Below are 12,249 nucleotides of genomic sequence, written 5' to 3'. Positions count from 1 at the left end.
CCGCATGCCACGACAGACCAGGACCGGGGTCGACGAGAAGCTCCTCGACGCCGCCGCCGCGTTGTTCGCGCGGCACGGGTTCGAGCAGACGTCGCTGAAGACGCTCGCCGACGCGGTCGGACTGTCCAAAGCCGGTCTGCTGCACCACTTCCCGAGCAAAGACGCTCTCTTCGAAACGACGTGGGAGCACAGCCGGATGTTGTGCCGGCAGGTGGTCGACCTCGTCTCGCCGATGCCGCCGGGACCCGCACGCGAACGCCGGGCGCTGGAGTTGCTCACCGACTACGCGCTCGACCGTCCTGGCATGGTCTCGCTGATGTTCCGCTCGATGACAGCACCGGGCGAGGACACCCAGAAGGCCCAGGACGAACTGCTGCTCAACGACCTCTTCGTCGTCGATCCCGAGACCGAGCCTGAGCGCGCGATCCGGATCGTCGGCGCACTGAGCGCCATGGCCGTGCTGACGCTGCTGGCCAACCAGGTCGGCGACAAGACCACGTGGCGTCCCTTGATCCTCGCAACCTGCACTGACGCACTCGGGCACCGGGAGGCCTGACCATCATGGCGAAACTGCTCTACAGACTCGGACTCGGCGCGCACAAGCACCGGCTGCCGGTCGTCCTGATCTGGCTGCTCGTGCTGATCGGCTCGGGTGTCGGTGCCTTCACGCTGGGCGGTGAGACGTCCAACGCGATGTCCATCCCCGGCCAGGAGTCGACCACCGCGCTCGAGCGCATCGACCAGAAGTTCGGGGCCGGCGACAGCGCTTCCGCCCGCGTGGTCTTCAAGGCGCAGGACGGCCAGAAGCTGCCGCAGCAGGCCAAGGCGATCACGGACCTCGTGACCGACGTGACCGCGCTCAAGGGTGTGCGGTCAGCGACCAACCCGCTCGACCCGGCCGCGCCCAGCGTGAACGCGAACGTCGACACCGGCTACAGCACGGTCACCTACGACGTGAAGCCCGGCGAGGTCACCGACGCGCAGCGCGCCGACCTGCTCAAGGCTGCCGACAAGGCGCGGGCGAGCGGTCTGACCGTCGAGGTCACCGGCACCGCCATGCAGGAGACGCCGCACGTCGGCGGCCCGACCGAGGCCTTCGGTGTCGTGCTGGCGCTGGTCATCCTCGCGCTGACCTACGGCTCGCTGGTCACCGCGGGCATGAACCTGCTGAGCGCCGGCATCGGTGTCGGCATCGGCACGCTCGGCATCACCATCACCAGCGGGTTCATGGACCTGCAGTCGACCACGCCGATCCTCGCCTCGATGCTGGGGCTCGCGGTGGGCATCGACTACGCGTTGTTCATCATCAACCGCTACCGCCAGGAACTGCGCAAGGGCGCGGACGTCGGCCATGCCGTCGCGACCGCGGTCGGCACGGCGGGCTCCGCCGTCGTCACCGCCGGTCTCACCGTCGTGATCGCGCTGGTGGGCCTGGCGCTCGCGGGCATCCCGTTCCTCACGCAGATGGGCGTGTCGGCCGCAGCCACCATCGTCGTCGCGGTGCTGATCGCCGTCACGCTGGTGCCCGCGGTGCTGAGCATGCTCGGCCGCCGCGTGCTGACCCGCAAGGAACGCGCCAGCGAGACCTCCGAGCCCACCGACCGCGGCGTCATCCGCGGCTGGGCCGGCGCCATCACCCGCAACCGCGTCGTCGCGCTGCTGCTCTCGGTCGTGGCGCTCGGCATCGTCTCGATCCCGGTGGCGTCCATGGACACCACGCTGATCCAGAAGCCGCCGGCCAACTCCACCCAGGAGCGCGCGGACCAGATCCTCGCGCAGGGCTTCGGCGAGGGCTTCAACGGACCGATCATCGTGCTCGTCGAGGGCAACGGTGCGGCCGCGACCGCCACGAAGGCGGCCGAGCCGATCAAGAAGATGGCCGACGTCGCGCTCGTGGCCCCGGCCCAGCCGAGCCCGGACGGCAGCGCCGCGCTGCTCACGGTGATCCCGAAGTCCGGCCCGGACAGCGCCGCCACCGAACAGCTCGTAGCCGACCTGCGCACCGAACTGTCCGATTTGGACGGTGGCAAGGCCTACGTTACCGGCGCCACCGCGGTGAGCGTGGACGTGGCCACGTCACTGGACCGCGCGCTGCCGATCTACCTGGCCGTGGTCGTGGGCCTGGCGCTCGTGCTGCTGATCCTGGTGTTCCGCTCGCTGCTGGTGCCGCTGGTGGGTGTGCTCGGCTTCCTGCTGACCATCGGCGCGTCGCTCGGCGCGACGGTGGCGGTGTTCCAGTGGGGCTGGCTCGCCGACGCGGTCAACCTCGACAGCACCGGCCCGCTGATCAGCCTCACGCCGATCCTGGTGATCGGCATCCTGTTCGGCCTGGCCATGGACTACCAGATCTTCCTGGTGTCCCGGATGCACGAGGCGCACCACCGCGGCGCCAAGCCGATCGAGGCCATCACGACGGGCTTCCGCCAGGCCGCACCCGTGGTCGTGGCCGCCGCGCTGATCATGTTCTCGGTGTTCGCGGGCTTCGTCCCCGCGGGCGAGCCGACGGTGAAGTCGATCGCGTTCGCGCTGGCGGTGGGCATCTTCGTGGACGCGTTCGTCGTCCGGATGGTGCTCGTGCCGGCCGCGCTGGCCCTCCTGGGCGAACGCGCCTGGTGGCTGCCGAAGTGGCTGCGCTGGCTGCCGGAGCTCGACGTCGAGGGCACCGCGCTCGACGAGCTCGCCGAGAACAAGAAGAAGCCGGAACCGGTGGCCGTCAGCTAGCCGTCCCGAGCTGCCCCTCCGCGCACAGCGCCCGCACCCAGCGGGCGACTGTGCGCGGCGGCGCTTCTACGGGATTGGCGAGGTGCGCGACCGCGCGGAGTTCGGTCGTGCCGGGCTTCTCGACCGCCAGCGCCCACCCGTGACTCCTCGTCCAGAGCAGTGCCAGGTCGTGGTCGGGGTAGCCGGGCAACCGTCCGTCGACCGCGATGTAGAGCCGCAGCGGGCTGGTCCGATCCACGCAGGACGACTCACCGCTCAACCCCAGCTCCCGCGTGACCTGACGTGCGTACTCCCGTGCAGCCCTGATGTCCACGACGGACGGTTACCCGGTGGCGAGGCCCGCCACCCACTGTTCCGATCCAGGGTTTCAGTCGTCGTCGTTCTTCACGTACGTCGGGTGCAGGTGCACCGGCTCCTGCTTGCGCCGGGCGCGCATCCGCAGGTTCAGGAACTCGACGAACACCGAGAACGCGATCGGCCCGTACACGTACCCCTTCGGGATGTGCTGGTCGAAGCCCTCCGCGATCAGGCTGCCGCCGATGAGCAGCAGGAACGACAGCGCCAGCATCTTCACCGTCGGATGCTTGTTCACGAACTCCGAGATCGCCTTCGCCGAGAACAGCATGACCACCATGGCCACGACGACGGCCGCGATCATGATGCTCAGCTCGTCGACCATGCCGACCGCGGTGATGACCGAGTCGAGCGAGAAGACGATGTCGAGCACCAGGATCTGGGCGATCACACCGGCGAACGACGCGACCTTGCGCTCCTTGCTGTGCTCGGCGCCCTCGAGCTGCTCGTGGATCTCGAACGTCGCCTTGCCGACCAGGAACAACCCGCCCAGCAACAGGATCAGGTCACGCCCTGATATCTCGTGACCCCACACGGTGAACAACGGCGCGGTCAGCCCGATCACCCACGCCAGCGACGCGAGCAGCATCAGCCGGGTGATCAGCGCGAGCGACAGGCCCACGACCTGGGCCCGGCGCCGCTGCTCCTCCGGCAGCCGCCCGGCCAGGATCGAGATGAAGATGACGTTGTCGATGCCCAGCACGATCTCGAGCAGCAGCAGGGTCACGAACGCGATCCACAGCTCGGGGCTCGTCATCCACTCCATCAACGGTTCCTCTCAGATCGTGGGCCCGGCATCTCACTCGCCGCCGAAGTCGCCGAAGTCCTCGAACGCGTCATCGATCATCTCGCCCATCACCATGCCGCCCACGACACCCGCGGCACCGGCCGCGACGACCGTGCCCATGCCGGGGCCGCCGCGGTGGTGACCGCCATGATGACCTTGCTGGCCATACCCGTACATGGCTCCACCGCGCTCCGCCACCTGAGCCAGCCACCCGTTGATGGACGTCGCCCAATCGGCTGCCTGAGCCTCCTGATGCGACAGTCGGAAGTGGCCGAACGCGTCACCGCCGCCGGAGAACATCCCGCCGCGCTTGTCGGCCTCCAGGATCACGTAGAGCTCGTGCGGGTTCGCCACGAACGTGAGCTCGACCTGCTGGATCCGGCCCGCGAACTGGGCCGGCGGGAAGAACTCGATCTCCTGGTAGAAGCCGAGCTCCTGCGGCACACCGTGCAGCCTGCCCGCCTCGACGTCGGCGCTGCGGAACGAGAACCCGAGCTGCCCGAACGCCTCCAGCACGCGGTCCTGCGAAGGCAGCGGGTGGATCAGCACGGGGTCGAGGTCGCCCTTGTCGGGCGCGCCCGCGATCACCAGCTCGGTCCGCACGCCCACGGTCATGCGCGGCAGCGGCGCGCCGCCGACCGCCGTGAGCGGGGTCTCCCACGGAATCGGCAGCTGGAACGGGATCGACACCAGCTGACCGGCACCGACCCGCACGCCCTGCTGCACCACGACCCGCGTGAACTCGGAGACGCCGCCGTACTCGTGGTCACCGTGCTCGACCTCGACGCGCGTCACGAGGGACAGCACGACCTGGCCGATCTCGGCGTCCGCGCTGCCGCCCTGGATGCGCACCTGACCGGTGACGACCTGGCCGGGCGCGGCGTGCGGCGAGTCCAGCACGGTGTCGACCGACGGGCCGCCGACGCCGAAGGCGCTGAGCATCCGCTTGAACATGAAACGTTTCCTCCCTGGAAACCTCCGGTCAGCGAGTGCTGACCGGACGGGTGTCGGTTTCGTCCTCGAAGTCGCCGATCAGCTCTTCGAGGAGGTCCTCGAGTGCGGCGATACCAACAACATCACCGTCTTCCACCAGCGCGAGCTGCGACCGCTCGGCCCGCATCGCCGTCACCGCCCGCGCGACCGGCATCGACGCGGGCAACGTCAGCACCGGGCCCATCAACGACCGCGCCGTCGGATCCTCACCCCTGGCCGTGGCACGCATCGCCTCCCGGATGTGCACCAGGCCGACGTAACGGCCGTGCAGGTCGGTGACCGGGAAGCGCGACCGTCCACATTGGAGGCTGCGCCGCTCGACCACCCGCGCGGTGGTGTGCTCGGTGACCGTCGAGGTCTGCGCGATCGGCACCATCACCTCGCTCACGGTCGTGCGCTGCACCTGCAGCATCCGGGTCAGCAGCCGTTGCTGGCCCTCGGGGATCAGGCCGTGCTCGGCGGACTGCCGCAGCAGCATCCGCAGGTCGTCCGGCCGGTGCGCCTGCGCCAGCTCGTCCTGCGGCTCGACCTTCATCAGGCGCAGCAGGCCGTTCGTCACCGAGTTCAGTCCACTGAGGATCGGGCGGACCGAGCGGGCGAAGGCGCGGAACGGCAGCGCCAGGATCAGCGCGGACCGTTCGGGGTTCGCGATCGCCCACGACTTCGGCGCCATCTCGCCGACGACCATGTGCAGGAACACCACCAGCACCAGGCTGATCGCGAACGCCACCCCGTACGCGGCGGCGTCGGGCAGACCCGTCCAGCGCAGCGCCGGTTCCAGCAGGTCCGCCACGGCCGGTTTGGCCAGCGCGCCGAGACCCAGCGTGCACAGCGTGATGCCGAGCTGGGCACCCGCGAGCATCAGGGACAGTTCCCGGATGCCCGAGACGGCGGCACGCGCCGCCCGTGAGGTCTCGGCGGCCTGTTCCAGGCGGTGCCGCTTGGCCGCGATCAACGCGAACTCGGCGGCCACGAAGAAGCCGTTCAAAGCCAGCAGCACCAACGAGATCACGATGGTCATGACTTCAGCACCACCATGTCCGGCACGTTGCGGGAGACCGCGGTGACCACCAGCCGGACGCCGTCCATCTCGATCTCGTCACCGGTCTCGGCCACGCGGCCCAGCTGGTGCAGCACCAGACCCGACACGGTGTCGTACACGTCGTCCTCCGGCAGCTCCACGCCGGTGGCGTCCTCGACCTCGTCGAGCCGCATCCGGCCGGGCACGCGCCAGTCGTCGCCGATCTTCTCGATCATGTCGGCGACCGGGTCGTCCTCGTCGTGGATCTCGCCGACCAGTTCCTCCGCCAGGTCCTCCAGCGAGATCACGCCGGCGAACCCGCCGAACTCGTCGACCACGCAGGCGAGCTGACGGCGTTCGGTGCGCAGCCTTTCGAGCACCGCGGGCAGCGCCAGCGTCGCCGGCACCACCAGCGCGGGCGAGGCGATCTTCTCGATCGCCACCGAGGAACGCTCCTCCGGCGTCAGGGTGAGCACCTCGGCCAGCCCCACCACGCCGCGCAGGTCGTCGAGGTCTTGACCCACCACCGGGAAACGCGAGTTTCCGGTGTCCAGCAACGTGATCACGCGGGCTGCAGGTTCGTCGAACCGTACCGTGTGAACGTTCACGCGCGGCGTCATCGCCTGCTCGGCAACGAGCTCGCGGAAGCCGATGCCGTGCTCCAGCAGCCGCGTCAGCTCGGGATCGAGGTGGCCCCGCTCCCCCGCGTCCTCGACGATCTGCCTGAGGTCCTCGGGCGTCGCGCCCTGCGGCAGTTCCTCGACGGGCTCGATGCCGAGCGCGCGCAGCAACCGGTTCGCGGCGGCGTCGAACAGGCGGATGACCGGGCCGGCGACCTTCAGGTACGCCAGCGTGGACGCGCTCAGCGCCAGCGCGAGCCGTTCAGGCCGGGCGATCGCGAGGTTCTTCGGCAGCAGCTCACCGAGCACCATCTGCACGAAGGTCGCGAACACCAGCGCGATCACCATCGAGAACGGCACGCCCAGGCCGGCGCCGAGCAACGGCTCGGCCACGTAACCGACGAGCAGCGCCGTCACCGTGATGCCGAACTGGGCACCGGAGAGCATGAAAGAGAGCTTCTGAGTAACGCGCAGCGCACGCTCGGCGGGCTGGGAACCGGCCTCCGCCAGCTGCTGCAGACGGCCGCGATCGGCCGCCATGTACGCGAACTCCTGAGCAACGAAATAGCCCGTGGCGGCAGTCAGCACCACGATGGCGAGCAAGCCGGACGCGATCAACAAGTCGCACCCGGCCACGTACTACAGCCGTCTATGTCGGCTTCATCAGGCATACTCCCCACAGTAGCACGTAGCACTGTACGGTTTTCGGAACGGGAGGAGGTCGTTTTGTCCGAATCGCTGCTCAAGATCGGCGAACTCGCCGCCCGCGCCGGCGTCAGCATCCGCACCGTCGACTACTACACGACGCTGGGCCTCATCGCCCCTGCTCAGCGCACCGCGAGCAACTACCGCCTCTACCGCGCCGAGGACGTCGACCGCATCCACCTCGTGCAACGCCTCGAGGTGCACGGCCTGCCGCTCGAGGACATCGCGAGGGCGTTCCGGTCGGAGCCCGGCGACACGGTCGCGGTGCTCGGTCAGATCGACACCGACCTGCGCACGCTCCAGGAAGCCGCGGACGCCGCGTCCCCGGAGATGCACGGCCTGCTCGCCGTGATCGCGAACCGGGTCCACTCGCTGATCACGATCGCCCTGCAGCTCCCGCCCGACCTGCCTCTTTAGGCCTCGGAATTCCGGGGCTTTGCCGGGCCGGGCGCTCACGCCATGGTGAGGAAGCCGCCTCCGCCGCGTCTCGATCCGGCAGGAAGTGAGCGATGGAGTTCCCGACCGATCCCACCACCGTCAGCCGCCGTTGCTTCATCGGTGGCTGCGCCGCGGCCGCGGCCGTGGTCACCACCGCCGGTACGGCCGCCGCCGACGCCCAGCCGTGCGGGAAGCTCCCGCCCGGCACCGTGCTCGCCAAGAAGGCGGACGTGCCCCTCAACAGCGGCATCGTCGTCTACTTCGACGACGAGACCTCCGTTGTCGTTGCCCAGCCGAAGAAGGGCACCTACACGGCGTTCGACGCCACCTGCCCGCACCAGGGCTGCATGTGCAGCGAGGTCAACGACAAGAACGTGATCATCTGCTGGTGTCACGACAGCCGGTTCTCCTCCGCGGACGGCAAGCGCAAGAGCGGTCCGGCGAAGAAGGGGCTGGCGGTGATCAAGACGAAGATCAAGGGCGAGAACGTCGTCGTGGCGTAACCCGGCCGCGAGGCCTCACGCCGCCCCGAACCGCGGCGGCGTGAGGTCCTCCACCGCGACGTGCACGATCCGCAGGTCGCTGTAGAAGTCGATGCTGCGCTGCCCGCCCTCCGAACCGATGCCGCTGGCCTTCACGCCACCGAACGGCGTGCGCAGGTCGCGGACGTTGTGCGAGTTGATCCACAGCATCCCGGACCGCACGGCCCGCGCGACCCGGTGCCCGCGCTGCAGGTCCCGCGTCCGGCGTGGAAGATCGCCGCCGTGCGGCTGGGCGCCGCCGAGTCGTTGCTGGAGAGCTATCACCTCGAAAGGCGCGCTGCCGCCCTGGAGAACATCGCCGTCACCTCGGCGACGATGGACTTCCTGGTGCCGCGGACCTCCGCTGCCGTGCGGCGACGGGAGAAGGCGCTCGCGTCCGGTGATCCGGCGTTGATCGACTCCGACCGGCTGGCGGAACCGTTCTGGTACACCGGTTCGCCGCTCACCACCCCGGACTGGCGCGAGGTGCCTCGGTGCCAGGACCGGGTGCGCTGGTGCCGGACGTGACCGTCGGGGGCGCGCGGCTGCGGGAACGGCACGGGTTCCGGGTGCTGGCGGGCCCGCTCACCTCGGTGCCGGGAACGCGGCTGACCGGAGAGGCGGCGGAGGCACTGGGTGCGCGGCCGGACGAGGTGTGGGTGCTGCGGCCGGACGGGTGCGTCGCCGCGGTCCTGCGTGATCCGGTGGAGGGGCAGGTGGCGTGCGCGCTCGAACGCGCGGGCCGGACTGCGCCGGGGTTGCGCGCCCGCACGCCGACCCGTACGACGGGAGGGTGAACCTCCGCAGCGCACACTGGTACGCCGGGCAGGACCGCAACGCCTACATCCACCGCGCCTGGATGCGCCGCGGCGCCCCTTCCAGCGCCTTCGAGGGCAGACCGCAGATCGCGATCGCGAACACCGCCTCGGACCTCACCCCGTGCAACGCGCACCTCGACGAGGTCGCCGCCTCCGTGTCGAACGGCGTGTACGAGGCGGGCGGCGTCCCGCTGAACCTGCCGGTGGTGTCGCTGGGCGAGACGAACGTCCGCCCGACCGCGATGCTGTGGCGCAACATGGCCGCGATGGCCGCCGAGGAGATGCTGCGCGCCAACCCGGTCGACGGCGTGGTGCTCCTCGGCGGGTGCGACAAGACGATTCCCGCGCTGCTGATGGCCGCGGCCTCGGTCGACATCCCGGCGGTCGTGGTGCCGGGCGGGCCGATGCTGACCGGCACGTTCCGGGGTGTGCCGCTGGGCTGCGGCACGGACGTGTGGCGGCTGTCGGAGGAGGTCCGCGCGGGCACGTTGTCGCAGGAGCAGTTCATGCGCTCCGAATCCGCGATGATCCGCAGCCGCGGCCACTGCAACACCATGGGCACCGCCTCGACGATGGCGCTGGTCGCGGAGGCGCTCGGCACGGTCGTGCCCGGTGTCGCGGGAACCCCGGCCGCGGACAGCAGGCTGCTCGAAGCCTCGCACGGCACTGGCCGGCTGATCGTTTCGCTGATCGCCGAGGACCGGCGCCCCAGCACGTTCCTGTCGAAGGCCTCCTTCCACAACGCGATCGTGGCGCTGGCGGCGATCGGCGGGTCGACGAACGCCGTGGTGCACCTGCTGGCCATCGCCGGGCGGCTGGGCGTGGACCTGACGCTGGACGACTTCGACCGCATCGGGTCCGGCGTGCCGCTGCTGGTGGATCTCCAGCCGGCCGGCCGGTTCCTGATGGAGGACTTCCACCGCGCGGGCGGGCTTTTGGCCGTGCTGCGGGAAGTCCGCGACCTGCTCGATCCGGCGGGGGTGACGGTCACCGGTCAGCCTCTCGTGTCCTATCTGGACGATGCGCCGATCTGGGACCCCGAGGTGATCCGCGGCCGCGGCGAGCCGATCATCGCGGAGGGCGGGATCGCGGTGCTGCGCGGCAACCTGGCCCCGTCCGGCGCGTTGATCAAACCGGCCGCCGCCTCGCCCCGGCTGTTGCAGCACCGCGGAAAGGCCGTGGTGTTCGACAGCATCGAGGACTTCCACGCCCGCGTCGACGATCCCGGCCTCGACGTGGACGCGGACTCCGTGCTGGTGCTGCGGGGCTGCGGCCCGCGCGGCTATCCCGGCATGCCGGAGGTGTCGAACATGCCGTTGCCCCAGAAGCTCCTGGAGCAGGGCGTGCGCGACATGGTCCGGATCTGCGACGGGCGCATGAGCGGCACGGCGTACGGCACCGTCGTGCTGCACGTGGCGCCGGAAGCGGCCGCGGGCGGGCCGCTCGGGCTGGTCCGCACCGGCGACGTCATCGTGCTCGACGTGGAGAACCGCCGGATCGACGTGGAGGCACCGGATTTCGCGTCACGGACGCCGAGCGCGGCGATGACCGCGGCGTTCGCGGCGCCCGCCCGTGGCTGGGAACGCCTCTACATCGACCACGTCCTGGGCGCCGACACCGGAGCCGACCTGGACTTCCTGGTCGGCTCCAGCGGATCGGACGTCAGCCGCGAGTCGCACTGAGGCGGTCGACGACCTGCGCCTCGTACAGCGACTCGGGCACCAGCGGCCCGGTCTTGATCTCGATGCTGCCCCACGGGCCCGGAAAGTACGGCTTCGAACGCGGCGTGCCCTCGTTGGACACGGCGTAGTTCTGCGCGGTCGGCGGCTTCTGGAGGACGATTTCCTTGTTGTAGTCCCAGATCACCGAGTGCGCGGCGCCCCAGCCGTGCGAGGTGCCGTAGTCGCCGCGGTTCATCAGCTTGGCCTGGTTGCCGCGAGTGCCGATCTCGCGGATGTTGTCGAACAGCAGGCCCTGGCTCCACCGCCGGTGCGCCTCGGCGTCGCCGCCGTCCACAGTGGACCGGTGCCAGACCACGCCGGCCACGGAGTTCGCGCCGTTGCTGACAAAGGCGTGCCGCGCCTTCGAGGCGTGCACTCCGGTGAACAGGACCAGGTGCGAGTTCTCGTTCGCGGCGAAGTTGTACATGCGGCCGCCGGTGCGGATCGCCACCGGGTCCGTGGCCTGCGCGTCCTTCACGGTGATCCGGACGGACCGCTCGGTCACCACGCCCGCGTAGCCGAAGTAGCGGGTCTTGACGCCGCGGACCCAGCTGTTGTCCGCGCCGAAGACGCCGATGGCGTTCCACGCGTGGTTCTCGTCCTCGCCGCCCTTGGTCTCGACGTCGACCCGCAGGCTCTCCACACCGGATTCGGTGACGAGGTTCCTGGCGGTCACCGGCGCGACCGTGGACGTTGTCAGGTTCCGGTCGAGGTGGTTGTAGATCGGCGCGTCGAACGTGAGCTTGCGCCCGTCGATTGCCTTGATCCGGCGCACCCAGTGCAGGTCCATCGATCCGGGCGTCCACTTGGCGTCCTTCACCACGCCGCCGCCGTTGACCGCGTTGATCCACTTCTGCGACGACGGGTGCCGGACGACGACCTCCTGGCCCGCGCGGAAGGCCGCCGCGTTCGCGACCTCCAGACTCAGCGCCCCGACCTGCACGAACGGCGTGGTCACCTCGGTGGCGGCCCCGGTCGTCCACGGGGTCTTCGCGTCGCTGCCGAGCACGACGACCGTGCGCTGGTGTGGAGCATCGCCGCGGCCGAACAACGTGGTCTTGTCGCCTTCGCCGCGCAGCACGACGCCGTTGTGCTTGATCCGCACGGTGCCGCTGATGTCGTACCGCCCGGCCGCGAGCTTCACCGCGCCGCGATGCCCGTTCGCGTCGGGCGTGCGCGCACCGGCCTGGTCGATCGCCTTCTGGATGTGCGCGGTGTTGTCGCCGGCGACCGGGCTGATGGTCACGACGTCCGGCACGACGGGCAGCGGTTTCTCACCCTGGTGGTAGCCGACGTAGCTGAAGTCCGGCACCCGGTTGCCGTCCTTGTCCGCGGCGTACTTGAGATGTCCGTTCACGTACGAGACGTGCGCGGACGACCACTGGCCCTGCGCGGGTTTCGGTGGGTAGCTGCCGCAGAACTCCTGCCAGCACGCCGGCGCCGCCTGCGCCGCGGGTGTGAGACTGCCGCCCATCAGGGCCAGCGTGGCAAGGATCTTCGTTGTTCGTAGCACTCGCACTGCTCCTGCCGCGTCAACGTGGAAGGCGGCA

14 protein-coding genes are annotated in these 12,249 nt (G+C 69.9%); 7 read left to right on the top strand and 7 right to left on the bottom strand.

Going from position 1 to position 12,249, the window contains the following annotated elements:
• The first annotated feature begins 4 nt into the window (after positions 1 to 4).
• Positions 5 to 556 (top strand): TetR/AcrR family transcriptional regulator, encoded by a 552-nt coding sequence (locus tag ACIA8G_RS03235; protein ID WP_396416603.1) that lies wholly within the window; start codon positions 5 to 7, stop codon positions 554 to 556.
• 5 nt (positions 557 to 561) lie between these two features.
• Positions 562 to 2,721 (top strand): MMPL family transporter, encoded by a 2,160-nt coding sequence (locus ACIA8G_RS03230; protein ID WP_396416602.1) that lies wholly within the window; start codon positions 562 to 564, stop codon positions 2,719 to 2,721.
• Here ACIA8G_RS03230 and ACIA8G_RS03225 read toward each other — a convergent pair.
• From ACIA8G_RS03225 to ACIA8G_RS03205, 5 genes are read right to left on the bottom strand one after another with little or no spacing between them, the layout of a single operon-like run.
• Positions 2,714 to 3,034 carry a DUF6292 family protein gene (locus tag ACIA8G_RS03225; protein ID WP_396416601.1) on the bottom strand — a complete coding sequence of 107 codons (321 nt, stop codon included), beginning with the start codon at positions 3,032 to 3,034 and terminating at the stop codon, positions 2,714 to 2,716. The two genes, ACIA8G_RS03230 and ACIA8G_RS03225, sit on opposite strands and share 8 nt — an antisense overlap.
• A gap of 54 nt (positions 3,035 to 3,088) precedes the next feature.
• Positions 3,089 to 3,841, bottom strand: coding sequence for a TerC family protein (locus ACIA8G_RS03220; protein WP_396416600.1), 753 nt, complete (start codon positions 3,839 to 3,841; stop codon positions 3,089 to 3,091).
• A 33-nt stretch (positions 3,842 to 3,874) separates the two neighbouring features.
• Complete coding sequence (locus ACIA8G_RS03215; RefSeq protein ID WP_396416599.1) at positions 3,875 to 4,816, bottom strand: sporulation protein; 942 nt, start codon at positions 4,814 to 4,816, stop codon at positions 3,875 to 3,877.
• Positions 4,817 to 4,844: 28 nt separating this feature from the next.
• On the bottom strand, positions 4,845 to 5,876 hold the full coding sequence (locus ACIA8G_RS03210; protein WP_396416598.1) for a hemolysin family protein: 1,032 nt from the start codon (positions 5,874 to 5,876) through the stop codon (positions 4,845 to 4,847).
• Positions 5,873 to 7,114, bottom strand: a complete 1,242-nt coding sequence (locus ACIA8G_RS03205) for a hemolysin family protein (protein ID WP_396416597.1) — start codon at positions 7,112 to 7,114, stop codon at positions 5,873 to 5,875. Before ACIA8G_RS03205 ends, ACIA8G_RS03210 begins: the two co-directional genes overlap by 4 nt.
• Positions 7,115 to 7,222: 108 nt before the next feature.
• On the opposite strand from ACIA8G_RS03205, the gene ACIA8G_RS03200 reads away from it, so the two are divergent.
• Both ACIA8G_RS03200 and ACIA8G_RS03195 read left to right on the top strand, forming a co-directional pair.
• A complete protein-coding gene (locus tag ACIA8G_RS03200; RefSeq protein ID WP_396416596.1) occupies positions 7,223 to 7,618 on the top strand; it encodes a MerR family transcriptional regulator in 396 nt (131 codons plus the stop codon).
• Positions 7,619 to 7,710: 92 nt separating this feature from the next.
• Positions 7,711 to 8,142 carry a Rieske (2Fe-2S) protein gene (locus tag ACIA8G_RS03195; protein WP_396416595.1) on the top strand — a complete coding sequence of 144 codons (432 nt, stop codon included), beginning with the start codon at positions 7,711 to 7,713 and terminating at the stop codon, positions 8,140 to 8,142.
• 15 nt (positions 8,143 to 8,157) lie between these two features.
• Here the strand turns inward: ACIA8G_RS03195 and ACIA8G_RS03190 are convergent, their stop codons facing one another.
• On the bottom strand, positions 8,158 to 8,331 hold the full coding sequence (locus ACIA8G_RS03190) for an aldehyde dehydrogenase family protein (protein ID WP_396416594.1): 174 nt from the start codon (positions 8,329 to 8,331) through the stop codon (positions 8,158 to 8,160).
• Here ACIA8G_RS03190 and ACIA8G_RS03185 point away from each other — a divergent pair.
• The 3 genes from ACIA8G_RS03185 to ACIA8G_RS03175 are packed head-to-tail and all read left to right on the top strand — an operon-like array spanning position 8,311 to position 10,660.
• The gene (locus tag ACIA8G_RS03185) at positions 8,311 to 8,688 is read left to right on the top strand and encodes a hypothetical protein (RefSeq protein ID WP_396416593.1); all 378 of its coding nucleotides are present in this window, start codon (positions 8,311 to 8,313) and stop codon (positions 8,686 to 8,688) included. The two genes, ACIA8G_RS03190 and ACIA8G_RS03185, sit on opposite strands and share 21 nt — an antisense overlap.
• Positions 8,655 to 8,957 carry a hypothetical protein gene (locus ACIA8G_RS03180; RefSeq protein ID WP_396416592.1) on the top strand — a complete coding sequence of 101 codons (303 nt, stop codon included), beginning with the start codon at positions 8,655 to 8,657 and terminating at the stop codon, positions 8,955 to 8,957. Before ACIA8G_RS03185 ends, ACIA8G_RS03180 begins: the two co-directional genes overlap by 34 nt.
• A complete protein-coding gene (locus ACIA8G_RS03175) occupies positions 8,954 to 10,660 on the top strand; it encodes an IlvD/Edd family dehydratase (protein WP_396416591.1) in 1,707 nt (568 codons plus the stop codon). Before ACIA8G_RS03180 ends, ACIA8G_RS03175 begins: the two co-directional genes overlap by 4 nt.
• On the opposite strand, the gene ACIA8G_RS03170 is transcribed toward ACIA8G_RS03175, so the two are convergent.
• Complete coding sequence (locus ACIA8G_RS03170) at positions 10,641 to 12,173, bottom strand: hypothetical protein (RefSeq protein WP_396416590.1); 1,533 nt, start codon at positions 12,171 to 12,173, stop codon at positions 10,641 to 10,643. The genes ACIA8G_RS03175 and ACIA8G_RS03170 overlap by 20 nt on opposite strands.
• Positions 12,174 to 12,249: the final 76 nt, after the last annotated feature.

Origin of the sequence: Lentzea sp. NPDC051213 (assembly GCF_044455585.1) — a bacterium.
Taxonomy (GTDB): Bacteria; Actinomycetota; Actinomycetes; order Mycobacteriales; family Pseudonocardiaceae; genus Lentzea.
The sequence above is the reverse complement of the archived record's forward strand: the minus strand, read 5'-3'. Positions and strand labels throughout refer to the sequence as shown.